This is a genomic window from Gracilibacillus timonensis (assembly GCF_900086715.1).
GTDB lineage: Bacteria > Bacillota > Bacilli > Bacillales > Amphibacillaceae > Gracilibacillus > Gracilibacillus timonensis.
The window spans coordinates 199,444-218,006 of the sequence record NZ_FLKH01000009.1 but is presented as its reverse complement, the minus strand read 5'-3'; the positions used below and the strand labels follow the sequence as shown (position 1 = coordinate 218,006).

16 protein-coding genes and 1 other annotated feature are annotated in these 18,563 nt (G+C 38.2%); of the genes, 4 read left to right on the top strand and 12 right to left on the bottom strand.

Going from position 1 to position 18,563, the window contains the following annotated elements:
- Window positions 1-41: 41 nt before the first annotated feature.
- Window positions 42-1,760, bottom strand: a complete 1,719-nt coding sequence (locus tag BN6556_RS03215) for an IS1634 family transposase (protein WP_066187115.1) — start codon at window positions 1,758-1,760, stop codon at window positions 42-44.
- Between the two features lie 363 nt (window positions 1,761-2,123).
- Here BN6556_RS03215 and BN6556_RS03210 point away from each other — a divergent pair, with 363 nt between their 5' ends.
- The 3 genes from BN6556_RS03210 (at window position 2,124) to BN6556_RS22265 (ending at window position 3,943) form a co-directional block, all read left to right on the top strand.
- Window positions 2,124-2,525, top strand: a complete 402-nt coding sequence (locus tag BN6556_RS03210; RefSeq protein ID WP_066187113.1) for a globin domain-containing protein — start codon at window positions 2,124-2,126, stop codon at window positions 2,523-2,525.
- A complete protein-coding gene (locus BN6556_RS03205; RefSeq protein WP_066187111.1) occupies window positions 2,522-3,415 on the top strand; it encodes a ClpXP adapter SpxH family protein in 894 nt (297 codons plus the stop codon). Before BN6556_RS03210 ends, BN6556_RS03205 begins: the two co-directional genes overlap by 4 nt.
- Window positions 3,416-3,766: 351 nt before the next feature.
- Window positions 3,767-3,943 (top strand): hypothetical protein, encoded by a 177-nt coding sequence (locus BN6556_RS22265; RefSeq protein ID WP_162840587.1) that lies wholly within the window; start codon window positions 3,767-3,769, stop codon window positions 3,941-3,943.
- A gap of 46 nt (window positions 3,944-3,989) precedes the next feature.
- On the opposite strand, the gene pepF is transcribed toward BN6556_RS22265, so the two are convergent.
- The 10 genes from pepF to BN6556_RS03150 form a co-directional block, all read right to left on the bottom strand.
- Window positions 3,990-5,807 (bottom strand): oligoendopeptidase F, encoded by a 1,818-nt coding sequence (gene pepF, locus BN6556_RS03195; protein WP_066187108.1) that lies wholly within the window; start codon window positions 5,805-5,807, stop codon window positions 3,990-3,992.
- A gap of 63 nt (window positions 5,808-5,870) precedes the next feature.
- A complete protein-coding gene (locus BN6556_RS03190) occupies window positions 5,871-6,956 on the bottom strand; it encodes a competence protein CoiA (protein WP_066187107.1) in 1,086 nt (361 codons plus the stop codon).
- 50 nt (window positions 6,957-7,006) lie between these two features.
- Entirely contained in the window at window positions 7,007-8,407 is a 1,401-nt protein-coding gene (locus BN6556_RS03185) for an MDR family MFS transporter (RefSeq protein WP_066187106.1), read from the bottom strand.
- Between the two features lie 411 nt (window positions 8,408-8,818).
- Window positions 8,819-9,499, bottom strand: coding sequence for an adaptor protein MecA (gene mecA, locus BN6556_RS03180; RefSeq protein ID WP_066187104.1), 681 nt, complete (start codon window positions 9,497-9,499; stop codon window positions 8,819-8,821).
- A gap of 532 nt (window positions 9,500-10,031) precedes the next feature.
- On the bottom strand, window positions 10,032-10,427 hold the full coding sequence (gene spxA / locus BN6556_RS03175; RefSeq protein WP_066187102.1) for a transcriptional regulator SpxA: 396 nt from the start codon (window positions 10,425-10,427) through the stop codon (window positions 10,032-10,034).
- A gap of 192 nt (window positions 10,428-10,619) precedes the next feature.
- Window positions 10,620-11,222 (bottom strand): GNAT family N-acetyltransferase, encoded by a 603-nt coding sequence (locus tag BN6556_RS03170; RefSeq protein ID WP_066187099.1) that lies wholly within the window; start codon window positions 11,220-11,222, stop codon window positions 10,620-10,622.
- 110 nt (window positions 11,223-11,332) lie between these two features.
- Window positions 11,333-12,547 carry a putative glycoside hydrolase gene (locus BN6556_RS03165; RefSeq protein WP_066187097.1) on the bottom strand — a complete coding sequence of 405 codons (1,215 nt, stop codon included), beginning with the start codon at window positions 12,545-12,547 and terminating at the stop codon, window positions 11,333-11,335.
- Window positions 12,548-12,820: 273 nt separating this feature from the next.
- On the bottom strand, window positions 12,821-13,672 hold the full coding sequence (locus tag BN6556_RS03160) for a sugar phosphate isomerase/epimerase family protein (protein ID WP_066187095.1): 852 nt from the start codon (window positions 13,670-13,672) through the stop codon (window positions 12,821-12,823).
- 21 nt (window positions 13,673-13,693) lie between these two features.
- Window positions 13,694-14,854: a Gfo/Idh/MocA family protein gene (locus tag BN6556_RS03155; protein WP_066187093.1), complete on the bottom strand. Its 1,161-nt coding sequence runs from the start codon at window positions 14,852-14,854 to the stop codon at window positions 13,694-13,696.
- Between the two features lie 51 nt (window positions 14,855-14,905).
- Window positions 14,906-16,063: a DUF2264 domain-containing protein gene (locus BN6556_RS03150; RefSeq protein WP_066187089.1), complete on the bottom strand. Its 1,158-nt coding sequence runs from the start codon at window positions 16,061-16,063 to the stop codon at window positions 14,906-14,908.
- Between the two features lie 262 nt (window positions 16,064-16,325).
- Window positions 16,326-16,514, top strand: a binding site (T-box leader).
- Between the two features lie 121 nt (window positions 16,515-16,635).
- Between BN6556_RS03150 and trpS the strand changes: the two genes are divergently transcribed.
- Window positions 16,636-17,634 carry a tryptophan--tRNA ligase gene (trpS, locus tag BN6556_RS03145; RefSeq protein WP_066187086.1) on the top strand — a complete coding sequence of 333 codons (999 nt, stop codon included), beginning with the start codon at window positions 16,636-16,638 and terminating at the stop codon, window positions 17,632-17,634.
- 147 nt (window positions 17,635-17,781) lie between these two features.
- Here the strand turns inward: trpS and BN6556_RS03140 are convergent, their stop codons facing one another.
- A complete protein-coding gene (locus BN6556_RS03140) occupies window positions 17,782-18,543 on the bottom strand; it encodes a DUF3603 family protein (RefSeq protein WP_066187084.1) in 762 nt (253 codons plus the stop codon).
- Between the last annotated feature and the right edge of the window lie 20 nt (window positions 18,544-18,563).

Here is an 18,563-nt window from a genome sequence, read left to right as displayed (position 1 = left end):
TGGAGGGGTGTTGTATTTTGTCCTGTTTTCATGGGGAAAAATCACCTTTTCTTCGTCTGTGCTAAAATCTTTTTAATTTCTCCCAATCGACGATATCTGGAAGAAAAATCAATTTGAAATTGCTTGCCAACAGCCTCCAGAACATCGTCATAATAATCAAATAGATAATAATTCTGTTTAAGCTCTGTACATTCTGCTTTGCGTAAACTGTTTAATAAACGAGAGACACCATATTCTCCTTTCATCTCCATCTCCAATAACCTGGCGATCGTAAGTGATACAAAACAAGTTAGAAAATGTGCCTCAATATGTTCCTGGCTGGAAACATAAACAGGCCGGGTTTCTAAATTGCTTTTCGTGATCCGGAACGTTTCTTCAATCCGCCATAATCCTCGATACATATCAATGATGGCATCATCCGATTCGTTGTATTCGCTGGTAATCAATACATAATAGCCATCCAGTTTTTCTTGTTCCTTTATTTTCTCTATATCGAGCTGCAGTTGTTCTTTTGGTGTTAAAATTTCGCCTGTCTTTTTATCAAAGCGGATGTTTTTAATATAATTACTGGCACCTACGGAAGTGGCACGTTTATAAGCCCCTGGATTGTCGATTAAAGCTTGTGTCTTTTGAAGGATTTTTTCTCTCTCGTATTTGGCTTTTTTCGCATATTTTTCGCTCCAAAAGATGACCTGTTTTTCATGGACTTGTCTAGTAAGTTTTTTTCCATTTTTCGCTGTCACTTGAATATCTCTTGGATATAACCGGGATTTTCGTTTGTATTCCTTTCCGAGCCATTCATAGCCGTTTTCATTCGTCACATAATCTTTTAATGCCTTGTTCGCTCCACGTACGGACATACTGAATACATAGCCGTCTTTGGCAGAGAGCGTATACCAGATGTTATCTCCTGTGGTCATTCCTTTGTCAGCTACGACAACAGCACGCTTGATTCCATAATCTAATTTCATTTTTTTGAGGTTTGGACGATAGGTCATACAATCATTCGTATTTCCAGGGAATAACTGATAGGTGATGGGAATGCCTTGATTATCCATAAACAGCCCCATTTGGACAATTGGATTGGGGCGATGCTCCTTCGATACCCCTTTCCGGCGCATATCATCTTCTTTGATAGTCTCTGTTTCAAAATAATAATTGGTGACGTCATAAAAAACACGGGAGGTATCTCGTCCATAATTTTCTGTTACTTGGTCATGCAGCCACGAAAGGAAGTCGTCTTTTTTCTCGTTATAGAAGCTAAGTGCACGGTAGACATCGGCAAGCTTAAAAGTTGTTCTTTCAAAAAAGAGCGATTGATTTTCAAACGATTGATATTTCGATCCGGGATACAAGAGACGTGTAAAAATCAATAACTTAAAAATAATATTGGCATCAAAATCAAATTTCCGGCGATGCGAACGATTTTTCCAAAAAGTATCCAGCTTCAGCCGGTGATAAATCTGACTGAGTATCACATGCCCGAAATTTTTTCGGTATGCTTTTCCTTTTTCCATTTTTTCATCAACAGACAGTTCCAATCGGATGGGTTCTTTCTTTTCGTTTTTCGCTCTTTTTAATTCCTCTACACGTGCTTTAAAGTGAGCGATGGGATCATCATATTTTTTCTCCGCTTCATCCAGATAACCTAAGCTTTCCACGGTTACCTGTCTGGCATGTTTTTTCGCTTTATCGTAATAAGAATCGACAATACTTAAATGAATTCGTCCATTCTTTGTTTTTGTCTTTTTTAAATACATGATATCACCTGCTTTATCCCTTATTATATCATATATCGTTATATTACGCTATCAAAATATAACTTAAAATAAATAAAAAAATAAGCTCGTATCATTGATAGAGCAACTGGTTTCAGTGTTAATATAGGTGAGGTAACTGTAAAACAACGGAATGGAATCCATTATTTTGTAACAGTTTCCTTTTACCAAACGGCTGTTTAACCGTTCCAACCTCTGTTCGATAACAGCGCTTTTCCTTTTTTGTCAAGGATTTAGCCTTACAATCACATCATTTGATTGTTTGATATAAAGGCTGTTACAATATAGAAACAATAATGATAATGACTAGATTGGTAACAATGAACGAGAAAGGTTTGGAAAATAATGAGAGATACTACAACTTCTCTTTACCATGCTATTGGTGGAGAGGAAACAATCAAGAGATTAGTAGAAGCCTTCTATGCCAGAGTAGCGCAGCATCCTGAATTAATTCCGATTTTTCCTGATGACTTTACCGAAGTTGCAAGAAAACAAACGCAATTTTTAACTCAATTTTTTGGCGGGCCTCCACTCTATATTCAAGAACATGGGCATCCGATGCTGAGAAAACGTCATTTGCGTTTCCCTATTACACCATCAAGACGTGATGCTTGGTTGTCGTGTATGGAAGAAGCGTTAACGGCTTCCGAAATTGCAGAGCCATATCGTAGTGCTATGTTTGAGCGGCTCACATTAACAGCCAATCACATGATGAATACACCCGAACAGAAAGGAGAATCATTGTGAATTGGAAATATGCCGGATCTTGGAACAAGCAGGATCGCAACCAAACAACGCATTATCATTTTATTGATATTTTAAAAAAACCTATTGAAATATATATATTTATTGATCCATTATGTCCAGAATGTTGGGCGTTAGAACCTTATATCAAGAAATTATCTATTGAATACGGTCGTTTTTTTACGGTTCGTACCGTTATAAGCGGACAGGCAGATAATTCCCGTAGAGAGATTTGTGATAAACCTCGGCAGTTAAAGGATATTTGGGAAAAAACAGCTAGTCGAACAGGAATGCCTTGCGACGGAGATATTTGGATGGAAAATCCTATTCATTATCCAAGATTAGCTTCCATTGCGATTAAAGCTGCAGAATTGCAAGGAAAAAAGGCAGGTAAACGATTCTTAAGGAAACTACAGGAAATGGTTTTTTTGGAAAAGTTGGATATCTCACAAGAGCATGTATTATTAGATGTTGCTGACCAGATTCACTTAGACGTGGAAGAGTTTCAAGAAGACTTATATTCGTGCTCATCCAAGAAAGCACTGAAGTGTGATCACAAAATCACAAAAGAAATGGAAGTCGATGATTTGCCAACAATGGTTTTCTTTAATGAATCAGAAGACGAAGCAGGCTTGAAGATCTCTGGCACTTTTCCTTATGAAGTATATGTTAAAATTCTCAAGCAAATGTTACAAAAAGAGCCTCTCCCCGCAAAAAAACCGAAATTATTAGATTTTATTTCTTATTATCATTTTGTGGGAACCAAAGAAGTGGCAGTTGTCTACGATTGGTCCATCGAAAAGGCAGAGAAAGAAATGAAAAAACTACAATTAAAACAGCTCGTAGAGAAAGTTCCTGTCAAATTCGGCTGTTTTTGGAAATATGCGAAATGAATAAAGAGGAGTTGTTTAAACAACTCCTCTTTATTCCTATAGATAAGGGATGGGAGATAAATCAAGTCAAACAAAATGGGGTATGATTGTTTAACTTACTGTAACTATATCAGACCTATAACAAAGTATCAATAACTTTGTTCATTGTTTCACAAAAATGTCACGATTACCATCTCTTCTTCTCCATCTTTCTCTTTTTTTGCATGATTGTCAGCCCCAATGCATACCTTTACAATAAAATATCCTTTATACAATTACCGATAAGATGGAATATGAATTTGATGCTTCAAGTCAATTGTTATTAGTAGTGTAGACTAGCGTTAGATAATTAGTCAGAAAGGTGGATAGATAATGAAATTGTTATTATGGCTTATTCCATTGTTTGCGTTTATTTTAAACATCTTTGGTCTCATGCAAATGATTCCACTTTATCTCACCATACCACTATTATTCATCTCCATCTACACTACCATTTATTTCTATCAGCACAAAAAAAGCTTCAAAGGATTCAAAAGCCTCACTCGATGATCGAAAACGGAAAAGCAGCCAATGTGTTGGCTGCTTTTCTGTATATCTATTTCACTTCTTCTAAAAGCCGTTCCATTTCTTCTAGTTTCTCTTCAAATACTTTTAAAGCATTTTCAACCGGAGTGCGCTCGGTCATATCCACACCAGCCTGTTTTAATACTTCAATTGGATAATCACTGCTTCCTGCCTTTAAAAAACCAAGATAGCGTTCAACAGCTACATCCTTCTCTTCAGTAATCTGTGCCGCTAGCGATTGAGCAGCAGCATAGCCAGTAGCATATTGGTACACATAATAATTGTAATAAAAATGTGGAATCCTGGCCCATTCTAAACCAATCTCTTCGTCTATGACCAAATCATCTCCAAAATATTGTTTGTTAAGGTCATAATATACCTCTGTTAAACGATCTGCAGTTAAGGCCTCTCCTTCTTGTGCCAACAGATGAATCTTATGCTCAAATTCAGCAAACATGGTCTGTCTAAATACCGTCCCGCGAAACCCTTCTAAAAAGTGATTCAACAAGAATAATTTTTCTTTCGGGTCTTCTGTATTCGCCACTAAATATTCATTCAGTAACGCCTCATTACAAGTAGAAGCCACTTCTGCCACAAAGATGGAATAATTACCATAACGAAATGGCTGGTTTTCATGTGTATAGTGGCTGTGCATCGAATGACCAAGTTCGTGTGCTAATGTAAATAAATTATTCAAATTATCTTGCCAGTTCATCAAAATATATGGATTCGTTCCGTATGCGCCGGAGGAGTAGGCGCCGCTCCGCTTTCCTTTATTCTCTTCCACATCAATCCATCGCTCCGTGAATGCCCGCTGTAACACATTTAAATATTCATCACCAAAAGGTTGCAATGCCTTATGAATAATCTCTTGCGCCTTTGGATACGAATATGTCATATGCACATTCTTGACCAACGGGGTATACAAATCATACATATGGAGTTCGTCTATATCAAGAATTTTCTTGCGTAAAGCAACATAGCGCTGTAATAACGGCAACCCGTCATGTATGGCCTCCAGCAAATTATCATATACCGCTTCAGGTATATTATTTTTATTAAGGGCAGCCTGTCGGGCGGACTCATAGTTTCTCATTTTAGCGTAGAAATTATCCTTTTTCACCGTGCCTTGTAAAGTCGAAGCAAAGGTATTCTTAAAGCTGCCATACGTATTGTACATCGCTTTAAAAGCGTCTCGTCTCACACGTTGATCCTTTGATTCAAGGAAATTGATATACCTACCATGTGTGAGATCCACTTGATTACCATCTGCATCCTCAATAGATGGAAATGTTAAATCAGCATTATTAAGCATGCCAAAGGTTTGTGAAGCATTATCGGTTACTTCAGAGGCTTCTGCTAATAACGCCTCTTCCTCTTCTGACAACACATGTGGGCGTTGACGATTAATTTCATCAAACGTGTGTTGATATTGTTGCAATCCTTCATGCTGCTGCACATATTGTTGTAATGTTTGCTCATCCAGCTTTAGCATTTCTGGTGTAATAAAACTCATTGTACTGGAAGCCTGTGTAATTAAATTCTCCGCCTTCCCATTTAAGGCTTGATAAAAAGAATTGGTGGTATCCTGATCATATCGCATATGCGCATATGTATACAATTTGCTTAGCCTTTCCGACACCTCATCTTGTAGTTTTAATAACTGATAGAGATTCTCTGCACTCTCCTGCAATTTACTCTGAAAATCAGCAAATTTGGGTAATAATTGTTGAACAGCCTTCCATTCTTTTTCCCACTCTTCATCAGTAGCAAAGATGTCTTCCAATCTCCATGTATACTTCTCTGGTATTTCTTCACGAGCTGGTAATGCCTTTTGTGCTTTCGCCATCTAAATCTCCTCCTACACATACATTATTATTTCTTTCCTTATTATAACTTATTTTACGCTAATTCATACAGTACTATGATTGATTAGGTATTGTTCTTGTTTGATTGGTTGCAACACCGAATATTTTATTAATAACTGAAAATATTCCTTAATAGGATCCACATCTTCTTTAATGAAAGGGAATTTACGAGGTGAAATGTAGTATTCATACATAAAATGCCTGGCTTCTGAGAGAGAAACACTTCTATTCTTTCGTAACAAATCAACATAAAGTCGAGATTGCCATATCCAAGGTGGTACTTTCATTCGATATTGCGAAACAATGGGAAGATATACAAAATGAGGTAGGGTGGCAAGTTGTAGCTGATGTAAATAAAGCCACTGCCGCCACATCGTTTCTTGCTGATGATGGACAGAGACAGGGTGATGAATCCAAGTTTTTTTCTTCTTCTGCCAAAAATCTCGGAATGCTTGAGCGGCACGATAGTGAGGATGAAAAAGATCTCGCCACGTTAGTTCAAACAACTTTTGGGCCTTCAACGCTCCGAAAGTCTGTGTTTTAGTGAGAAAAATAACATCCTGATATTGGATCATTTGTTTCGTATTGGAACAATAATAATAAATAGACAAGGGATAATTGGGGTGAAACTGATAAAGGAAGGCATGTTCTGTAGTAGTAATACGTAAAGAATTGGCTGAAAGGCGCCGCATTCTGTTTCCACCTAAAATCCAAATAGGTATAATATTGACTGATCGATATCCAGCCGTTCGATCTAGTATTTCTTCGCTAGAAATTCTGGCACATTGATATTCGATCGCAATTCGTTTATCAGCCAAGTGCAAGAGAATATCTGCTCGTTGCTTAATCTCTTCAACATAATATTCTAAAAACACTTGATATCCTTGATTCTTCAACCATACGTAAATATCTCTCTTCCCTGTTTCATGATAAAGGCTCTCTCCAGACAAATCACAATGCGCCTCTCCTTTATGGGCAAAGTGGGCAATGTTTTTAGTACCTGCCCGCAATAATAATGGCTGTTGACAAGCCGGGCAATAAAAGGTTTCCTTCCTCATTTGTTGGAGTTTCTTTCGATTAGCATTCCATACAACCACAACCTCCCCTTTTTGATTTACTGCCTGTAACATAAAAAACACCTCCATGTATAATGATTCTACATAGAAGTGTTTTTTCCTGCCTAAGCAGCATCTTTTCCTGGAATGGAATTTTTGATAAAAAAGGCTAAGACAAGCCCAATTACAGCAAAGACACCAGCCACAAAGAAGGACACATTCACACCATGAACATAACCTTCTAATCCCTCTGACGGGATTGCTTGGTTCATCATAACGGAAATCAATAATGCTGTACCAATGGCACCAGACATTTGTCTCATCGTGTTGTTCATCGCAGTTCCGTGTGGGATATATTGGGTTGGTAACTGATTTAAGCCCGCTGTTGTAACAGGCATCATTACCATCGCCACTCCCAGCATACGCGCAGCATTGACCAGTGCTATATAGAGCCAGGTTGTTTCTGGCGTTAACACGGAAAACATAAAAGTAGTCACTGAAATTAAAGCTAAGCCGGATATAGCAAGCCATTTTCCGCCAAATTTATCAAATAAACGGCCAGTTACAGGGTTCATCAAGCCCATTAACACAGCACCTGGAAGTAAGGCAAGGCCAGATTCCACTGCATTATATCCCAAATAATTCTGCATCATAAGCGGTAAAATAATGGCACCGCCAATCATCGCCAAGAATGAAATCATCCCAATCGCTGTGGTCAATGTAAACATTCTGTACTGAAAGATACGAAACTCCAAGATTGGCTTTTCCAGTTGTAATTGACGGCGAATAAAGATCAAAAGAGTGATGCCGCCGACAATCAATGGTACATAAACCATCGGACTTCCCCAACTGTGATTAACATCACCTGCCATACTGAAACCATACAGTAGTCCACCAAAACCGAGGGTAGACAAGATGATCGAAAGAACATCCACTTTAGGGAATGTTTGTTTCGTAACATTTACTAATATTTTGTATGCTACGATAATGTCAATAACAGCGATCGGTAAGATGACATAGAACAAACTACGCCAATGGAAATGTTCCACTAACCAACCGGATAATGTTGGACCGATGGCTGGTGCAAAGGCAATAACCAGCCCAAACATTCCCATTGCTGTACCTCGTTTTTCAATTGGAAAAACCAAAAACATAATGGTTTGCATTAGCGGCATCATAATTCCAGCGCCACTTGCCTGCAAAACCCTTCCAACCATTAACAAGGAAAAACTTGGTGCGATTGCTGCGATTAATGTACCAATAGCGAAACTACCCATTGCCGTTAAAAATAACGCTCTCGTCGTAAATCGTTCAATTAAAAAAGCCGTTACAGGGATCATAATCCCATTAACGAGCATAAAAATCGATTGAAGCCATTGAGCAGTAGCTTCATCAATCTCCAAATCGGTCATAATGTGAGGTAGTGCTGTACCTAATAGTGTTTGATTCAAAATGGCTACAAATGCCCCTGATATTAATACTACCATCAATGGGGTTCTGTTAATAGTTGTTGTATTCCCTTCCATATTATTCCTTCCCTCTTCTTTTACATACTTTTATATCATAACACAGATTATTTCGATTATCGAAATATATACTCACATTATTCTCAGATGTTGCTACATGATAAAGTCTCCAAATGGAAGTAATCTATGTATGCACCAAATAGTTCTTTAATTGGCCTAACCCTATACCTTCGCAAAGTTTCTCAAATACTTATTTAGTCCAACAGGCTGTTAATAAGATGGAATTATATGAACTAACCCACTTTTTATAGAGAGGTTAGCCGTACCATCCTCCTTATCATTATTTAACCAGAAGCTTCCTTCAGTTTTATTATATCTAAAACCGCCCAAACACCTATTATAATGGAGATTGGATTGCCTGCTTTATTGACCAAAAAGAAGAAAAAACTAAGCATCAAAATCGATACTTAGTTATCTACTGAAATGTTCACTTACTTGTGCAAGTGCTTCCTCTGCAAAAATCACTTTACCATACTCTTCTACAATAAACACAGTTGCACTTGATTCCTGACCATATTCCAGTATTTGACTAATCAAATCTTCTTGTTCGTCATCTGAAAGGAATTCTTCATCAAATCGAGTAATCAACATGTACTGATTATCATAGAAATATAACTCGTCTTTCATCCCTTCCGCCTTTTCAAACACATGACTTAACTGGATAACATCCTCTAGTTCCCTAAATTTCACTACGACAACAAAATCTTGACCATATTGTTCTATCTGTGCCATTTCTTTTTCAGAGGAACCGAATTTCTCTTCAAGGAGTGTCTCAATTTTATCATCCACCGGCATATCAATAGTTTTACCTGATTCGGTAGGCAATTGCAGGTTCTGACCATCTTTAGACAACTGCGCCTTCGTTACAACAATCTCTAACCCTTTTTCAAGTGCCTGTACCTGAATCCATAATGGTCCATCGATCTGGAAATCTTCTTCATTATAATTTACTTCGTCCATTACCTGCCAGAAAAGCTGTTCACTTCTCTCACGGTTATACCAGATTTCCTCTCTGTCAAAACCACGATCTTCTATATCCATGTAAGAGATATAAAATTTAATGGTATTTTCGTTTATTCTCTCAATTTCCATTATAAAAACTCTCCCTTCATTTAAAAGTAATGGGGTTGGAAGGGACATTATTGCAAGAAAACCCTTATATAATAAATACCCTTTTTTCAACTATTATAAGCGATGTTATCTATATTGTATGACAAAAAGGATGATTTTGAAAACATTTAAAGTTAAAAAATAAAATTTATTGTATCGATGGTATTAACTACTGATTGTAGCGCATTCTTTTTATATTGTCACTAGTTATATGCTGGTTTTTTAGAAAAAGCAGGTATTACCACTTTAAGATCAGGATATTCAACAAGCTGCCTCGGTGCAATCATTTGTATGACCTCTATTGCTGGCACTCTCATTTGATCTGCCTTTCCCACGTATCTACCCGGGAATTACTAATTATCCACATCTCACAATAAAAGTCAAGTATTAGCCGTTGTTAATGTCCTGTATGGTGCAAAAAAAGCAGATCTTTTATTTGTAAGATCTGCTTTTTCAAGGGCTAAGGTAAGGAAAGTGGCATTCATTGTTGAACACCTTTATACTTTTCACTCATTTAGTTGACCATACGTTGAGCTTCTCTTAATTGAAAGGTACGCACCGTGCGTGGCAAGAAGCGTCGAATCTCATCTTCGTTATAACCAACTTGTAATCGTTTCTCGTCTATAATAATCGGTCTTCTCAATAAACCTGGGTTCTCTTGAATTAACTGAAATAAATCTTTTAGTGGTAATTGGTCAAGATTCACATTTAGTTTTTGAAAAACCTTAGATCGAGTGGAAATAATCTCATCTGTTCCATCTTCTGTCATTCTTAAAATTTCTTTAATCTCATCCAAGCTTAAAGGCTCTGAGAAAATATTACGTTCTGTAAATGGGATATCATGCTCCTCTAACCATGCTTTTGCTTTACGACATGATGTACAACTAGGCGAGGTATAAAGTGTTACCATAAAACTTCACTCCTCAATAAAATTTATAATGTTAACCTTCGTAATTTTCATTTCTTATTACTTTAAAATTACTATAATCTATCTTCTACTAATGTAAGTATACTATATTTCAGCAAGTAATGATAGGGTATTATGTGTTTTTATTCACTTTTTACACATTCTTAATAATGCATTGAGAATGAATATCTGTGGTCATTTCTCCGTCTTATCTCGTATTTTTTGTAATGAATGAAATATATCATCTACCTCCCGGTTGGTATCGTATTTCACCGCTTCTTCCACTGACTGATACGTTCGGCCATATACCTCTTCATCTTTATAGGTATGGATATCTTCATACATTTTCTTCATTTGCTGATAAATCTCTTCCTCATTCTCACCATGTGGTGACCAGTATAAGATTTCCAACGCGCTCGACTCATTGGTTACCAAGGACTGATGTGTGTAACCAATAGATACCGCATGTTTAAAGCCTTCCCGATGATAAAAATGCAGACGCTTCGATGTATCTGAATCTGAATAATCCAGTGGCTCCACTTCAAGAATAATCGGTTTATCCTTTTGTTTTAACTTGTCAAAAAGCTTGTGGCCGATTCCTTGTCCGCGTGACTCTTTTGATACATATACATAATCAATAAAAAGAAAAGTGGGGAACTCTGCATACATCATTACATGATCCGGGCCTTCATCTTTAAAATAAATGTCCCCTTTTTCCTTTAATAATAACTCCATATGCTCCTGCGATTTCATTTCATCTTTAGGAAAATATCGTTGTAATTTCTCATACCAATTCATTAGACAATGCCTCCTTACTACCTGCGACCTTCAACAACTTATAAAGTATTATACCCTTTTCCAATAAAAATAATCATAAAAGTGTTAACACTCCACCTTTTTTTATATGTTTAATCAAGCGGGGTGTAATCGACCCCTTCTGTATAACTATTCCCTGAATTCCAAAGCAAGAATTCATCAATACCATTCTCATTTAATGCCTTAATCTGTGCCTCTACTTCACTAACACCGTATTCAAAGGTAGGACCACTATATAACCATGGTGCACTGAAATCTTGAATCCACGGCCGAGATACCGGTGCTTCATCCAATGCACCAAGCACTTCATTCTCTACTTTGGCATATTCATCTACCAAACGATAAGGCTCCTCATCTGGATTGTCAATACCAAAGTATGGCGTCCAATGACTTGGATAAATCATCGAAGAGATCACGTCGACATTATCAGAAATTCTTGAAAAGTTTTGTCCGATACCTGGTGTTTCTTCAATCGTTGCTGCATAGCCAAAAATATCTACCGATACGTCTACATCATAATCAGAAAGCTCTTCTCTTGCATAGGAAACAAAGTTAGTTACTGCTTCTACTCTTTTCTTGATATTATTCATATCAACGTCTTGATAATCGCCTAGGTTATATTCTAATTCTTCATCTTTGTTCTCAAATCCTTCTGGAAAACGAACATAATCAAATTGAATTTCTTGAAAGCCCATTTCTGCGGCCATTTTGGCAATTTCAACATTATAATCCCAAACCTCTTTTTGGAACGGACTGACAAACGCTTCTTTTTTACCATTTTTCCATACTTCACCATTCTCTGTAAATGATAAGTCTGGTCGTGCTTCCGCAAGTTGTGTATCCTTGAAGACAACAATTCTGGCAATAGGGTAAACCCCTTCTTCCTCCAGCCGTTCCATCATGGCCTCTGGATCTTTAATCACTTCTTGAATCGCATCCTCATAAGGAAGCTCCTGCTCAGGATCAACGGTAATATGTCCTCCGTCTTCCTTAATATCAATCACCATACTATTCAAATCCGTGTTATCAATTAAATCGAGCAGGGAGTCAAACCTACTTCCTCCTGCAGAATTCCCAGTGGCATACAGACCTCTTACTGCCTCCGGATACTCAAAATCATATCCAGAATCATATGTAAACCTGGCGAAATGTTCGGGTGACTCATATGCATTAGCTGCAAATGTGTTCACGGAATGCGCTTGTGCAATAAGTACGTCACCGTCTCCCGCTGCATTCACTTTATCGGTAACCATAAAGGATGATAGCAAGAGCATTGCCCCTGCTGCTGCTTTTACGTATTTATGCATTGTCTATCAAACTCCTAAACTAAATTTTATGTATTTCTCCATTATACAGAAAATCCGTTCTTTTTTGTGTATTTTTCACAAATTTTTTAAAAACGATCCATTAGACTGACTAACAGCTGTTGTACCATGATCGCGATCACAAATGTTGAATGCCTTCTCTGCACATCTATTTGCTTCATTAGACATGAAATCACCATATTTCTATATGTAAGAGGATGTTCAAAAAGGAAAGAAGGTAAAAGGAATTTTTAAAACTTCCTTTTACCTTCTTGGTTATACCCCGTTTACTAACTTTTTAATCGCATCCAAGTTAAATTTTAACGATTCTTTTGTTGGGTATGCATTACTAAAATCCTCCATACCGATATTACCGTCATATCCTACTGCCTTCAGGTCCGTTAACACTTGTTTCCAGTCTACAACACCTTTATCAAGTTGCGCCCACTGCACTTGCCAATTCACTTGGTCATCATCCGTTTGTTTGACCCATTGAGCATTCTTGACATGGACATGAGCTAAATAATCGCCTAATAATTCCATCCCCATGCGATAATTCTCATACCCTTCATGCACCATATTACCCGGATCATATAAGACACCAATATGGTCAGGGTTTAGCGAGCGAACCAAACGATAAGCTAAAGAAGCGCTGGGAGTGATCGTTTGATGATGTGTCTCCACCAGTCCTTTCACCCCATATTGTTTACACATTTGTTCTGCTTCTTGTAAATAATGCAAAGCACCCTGATAAAGATCATGATAGTTACTAGAGCGATCATAGCGCGGTACGCCAAGTCGAATGGATTTAGCTCCAAACTTCTTGGCAACATCCAATACCCGTTCCGTGGCTTCTAAATCACCACTTGTTAGATAAGGGGTAACACTAAAGATCTCTATCCCATTCTCTTTGGCTGTTTGAGCAAGCTGCTGGATCTCCTGATCTGATATCGCAGGGTCAATCGTACATAAATTATTTCCCCAAAAACTGGTTTCCTGCTTTTTTACTTCCTCAGGAGTTTCTTTAAAGCGCCATTCTACTCCATCATAACCGGTCTCCTTTAAATAATGGATCATTCGTTCCGGCGTGGTATCTGGGGCCATCACCGTAAATACGGAAAATTTCATGTTACCCTTCCTTTCGTCCATTTAATAAGTTCCATCCACGTCCAAAGAAACATTAGCAACCTTCTTCTCCACTTGAGAATGTTGGATTCTTTCTTGTAATTGTTGATAATATAATTCCTCATCGACCGGAAAATCGACCCAATCATCCATCCAAGTGGACAATTGCATAGCATTGGATAGCGTTAATCCCTTAATACCTTCTTCACCTGGTGCCAATAGGGACGTATCATGCAAGATAGCATTGATAAAATTTTGTGTAATACCTGGATGACCAGTTTCCGTACCAGTGATGTGAACTTCGACCTTCCATGCCTCTGGCTCACCAAATCCACCTGTATATTCACGATTAAATGCAGGCTCTGGTACACGCAGCTGCCAAAAATCTAACTTGCCATTTTCTACAACTACTTTTCCACGATCACCTGTTATCTCCAAACGATTGGTACCAGGAGCTTCCCCAGTTGTTGTGATAAATACAGCCGTTGCCCCATTTTCATATTCGGCATAAGCTGTCACATCATCCTCTACTTCTATATCACGATATTGTCCAAAGCGGCAAAAGGCACGCATTCTTGTCGGCATCATACCTGTCATCCATTGCCATAAATCTAACTGGTGAGGGCATTGATTGATCAGCACGCCACCACCCTCACCTTTCCAAGTCGCACGCCAACCACCTGAATCATAGTAACTTTGAGAACGATACCAATTAGTAATTAACCAATTGATGCGCCGTATTTCTCCCAATTCACCATCTTGAATTAATTCCCGTAATTTTTGATAAAGTGGATTAGTACGCTGATTGTACATCATGGAGAAGATCTTACCACTTTTTTCCGCCTCCTCATTCATTTCACGCACTTGTTTCGTATAAACTCCGGCAGGCTTTTCACATAACACATGCAGGCCATGTTCAAAGGCCTTTATCGCCAAATAGGCATGATCATAGTGCGGTGTCGCAACTAATACGGCATCTACTAAACCAGAAGCAAAAAAAGCATCTTCGTCCACAAATGTTTGAACACCTTTGCCAAATTCCCGTTCAAAAGCGGTAATAGCTTGTGCATCATGATCCAATACAGCGGTTAACCTTGCCCCTTTAATATCTCCTTGTGAGACATATTTAGAATGGGAGGTACCCATATTCCCAACCCCGATAATACCTAATCTTACTTCCTTCATTTATCCAACACGTCCTCTCTGTTTTTTGCTAATTTAATTTAAAACCCATATTTAATGGTCATGCAAGGCTGCGTCAATCGGAAAATCTTTCCCTGCCCAAGCCCTCTTTGCCGTCCATTCTTCTGGAGGATCTTGCCAAAAAGCCTCCTCGGTTGACAATCCTAATGGCAAAAAGATCGCTGTACATAAGTAGAGACTTCCTGTCGTTATGTAACCTTCACCAATATTTGGCTGATGGCCAGACAAACCTATTTGCAGCCAACTTTCTTCTTGAAACATACCAGGGATGGCTAATGTTCTTTTTATAACAGCAGTCAGCCCTGACCGAACTTGCGCTGGTGTCAAATTAAGAGGTAAATCTTTTCTCAATGCCGATTGCGAAAGCGCTTGAAATGCTCCGAAACGATAGGCCAAAGAACGCCCAACCGGCGGATAGGTTCCTTCTGGTGAGATTTGTCGTTCCAATATTTCAGCATACCTTCTGCCTCTCTTTAATACGTCTTCATAACGCTCTTGCCAATCAGGGTATTCATGTCCCACTGCTGCCAGTATGTCTACAAGCATGGGATGAATGACAAAACTATTATAATAATCAAAATGGAATAAAGAACCATCACGATAGAGCCCATCACCGATATACCATTGCTCTAACTGCTTCAAAGCATAGTCGATACGTACCAAATCCCAATCCGACTCTCCTGTTTTATAAAAAAACACCTCAATCATAGCTGAAAATAACAACCAATTGTTAAACGCAGGCTTTTGTGCTCTTGTTTGCTGCAAGGCCTGGATTACATTGTATTTCGTTTGTTTATCCTGCTTTTCCCATAGTTCATGAGGAGCTCTTAACATGGCATGCGCTAAAAAAGCAGTATCAACTAACGGCTGCCCTCCATTAGCAAAATGCATATAATCCGGAGAATTAGGATCTGTCCCTGCCTTGATGGCTTCTCTCGCAAGTTGAGCGTAACGCTGACGAAGTTGTTCCTCTTCTTTTTTCTCATGCTTTCTTTCCAGCCATGGAGCCATGCCGTTTAACAATCTTGCCAGCGCTTCCAAATAAGTATAAGTTGTTCGATCCTTGCTTCCGACCGTCTCTACTGGCATCACTTGTTTTAATTGTCTTTTTTCCAATGCGTGAAGAACTGGATCAGCAATTTTCAACATGGTTTTCAACCAATAGCTCCGATCTGGATTAATCACGGACATCTCTTCCCACCTCCTATTCCTTTTTTCTTCACATAATTGTAGTCTACTTGACCCAAAAAGGTTTGTCTAGTACAGGATTGCCTCGTTTTTGTCTTTATTATGCCGATCATTGCACTGTTCATTATATTCCATACTATCTTTTTTAGATAATTGAATAATCATTTTAAATGGAAAGTAACAATAAGAAAGCTGATCTGAAAGGGAAAACACTTGCAAAAAAACATCGCATTCTATATAATACAATCAAATAACTCACATATTCGGAAAAGAAAAAATAGTACTTCTTTGCCTCTAGTTGAAGAGAGCCTATGATTGCTGAGAATAGGTACTAAGTAAAAGAAGGAATTGGGCTTTTCATGCAATTTTCCATGCTTGCTAGGCAATACAGTAGCATTCAAGTGATCATTAATGATGATAACAAGGGTGGCACCGCGGTTCATTCGTCCCTTAGCACAGGGAATGGATGGGCTTTTTTTGTATGAAAAAAATGGATAGAAGAATGATTTTATGCCAACTGAAGCTTTTCCCTTATTCTTTTCGTAATAGTAAAAAAATGAACAGAGGTGAACAAAATGAAAAAGATTTTTTCAGGAATTCAGCCGAGTGGTACTCTAACACTAGGCAATTACTTAGGTGCTATGAAACATTTTGTCGAATTACAAGATGACAATCAATGTTATTTTTGTATTGTAGATGAACATGCACTGACAGTTCCCCAAGATCGACTGAAATTAAGAGAGAATATTAAGTCACTGGCGGCTTTATATATTGCTTCCGGTATTGACCCAGAAAAATCAGTATTATTTATCCAATCAGAAGTACCTGCTCATACTCAGTTGGGCTGGATGCTCCAGACAGTCAGTTATATTGGCGAGTTAGAACGGATGACTCAGTTTAAGGATAAATCAAAAGGCAGCAAAGAAGCTGTATCTGCCGGATTATTAACGTATCCGCCATTAATGGCTGCCGATATATTGTTATATGGCACAGATATCGTTCCAGTAGGCGAAGATCAAAAACAACATTTGGAATTGACACGTGATCTGGCGCAACGATTTAATTCGCGTTTCAACGATATCTTTACCATTCCAGAAATTAGCATACCAAAGGTCGGTGCACGCATTATGTCGTTGCAGGATCCTACCAAGAAAATGAGTAAATCCGATCAAAACCAAAAAGCAGTGATCCTTATGCTGGATACAGAAAAACAAATAGAAAAGAAAATCAAAAGTGCTGTTACAGACTCAGAAGGCGTTGTGAAATACGATAAAGATAACAAACCAGGTATTAGCAATTTATTAACGATCTACTCCTGCTGTACAGGTGAATCCATTGAACAGCTAGAAGAGAAATATCGTGATAGTGGTTATGGAGAATTTAAACAGGCGACAGCGAATGTAGTTATCGAGACATTACGTCCAATCCAGCAGCGTTACGAAGAGTTAATTCAAACAGAGGAATTAGATACCTTATTGGATCAAGGGGCGCAAAAGGCGAATGCCGATGCCCAGAAGATGTTAATCAAGGCGAAAAAAGCAATGGGCCTTGGACGGGTGAAGAAAAAGAAATAACAGGCTGTGTTCCAAAATCCAAGCATTGAAATCCTAAGGAAAAACGACCCGTCAAATATAGACCGGGTCGTTTTTATGTACAATGAGAAAAAGGGGCGAAAGTGATGGACTATACCATTACCTAGTACTTTCCCTTTTTCAAAAAATTTAGAATGATCGTAGTGATTTGGTTGTGTAGCTTGCCTGCTCCCTTTCCCAGATATCCTCATAAAATGCTTGTCCTTTACTAATCAAACGGCAAAATTCTTCATGTTTTTTACTCCATCCCTGAATCAATTCTTGATAAAGGGTGTACCATGCCTGTTCAAATGTCATGTTTTTTATTTGATGATATTTCTCTGGCTGCCATTCCGTCATCCAGTACCTTATTTCCTCAATCTTTTGGTTAACCTCTAATTGATCCAGAGCAATCATAAGCAATTGTTTTAGCTGCCGTTCCTTACGAGTTAAGCCGTTCATATATTGTGGTGATAACGATAACATGTGGTATTCTTTTTTTGTATGACTTGGTAATGGATAGGTCTCGGCTGTTCTTCCTTGAAGTAATTCTAACACGAGTCGTTCTTGACGAGGGATAAGCCTGCTTTTTCTAATTGGAATATGATATCCCATCGTATCAAACGCCATAATAGAAAAACCATTGGTAATGATACAGGCATAATCAAGCGGCTGCCTTTTCTGATTTTTTCGCACGTAAGCTTGTTGGTATATTTGATCTAAAATTGCTTCTGGAATATCCTGCAAGTCATTCTCGATATAATCATACGTCTGATCGTCTATCAATAAAATAGGGGCCTGATCCAGAATTTCAATGCCATCTGATTTTCGCCACTCATGAAAATCACACACATTATAACCGTTCTCTTCTCCTTCAAACCAATTCACCCAAACGTCGTGTAGATATAGCATTCTTTTATCCCTCACTTTGA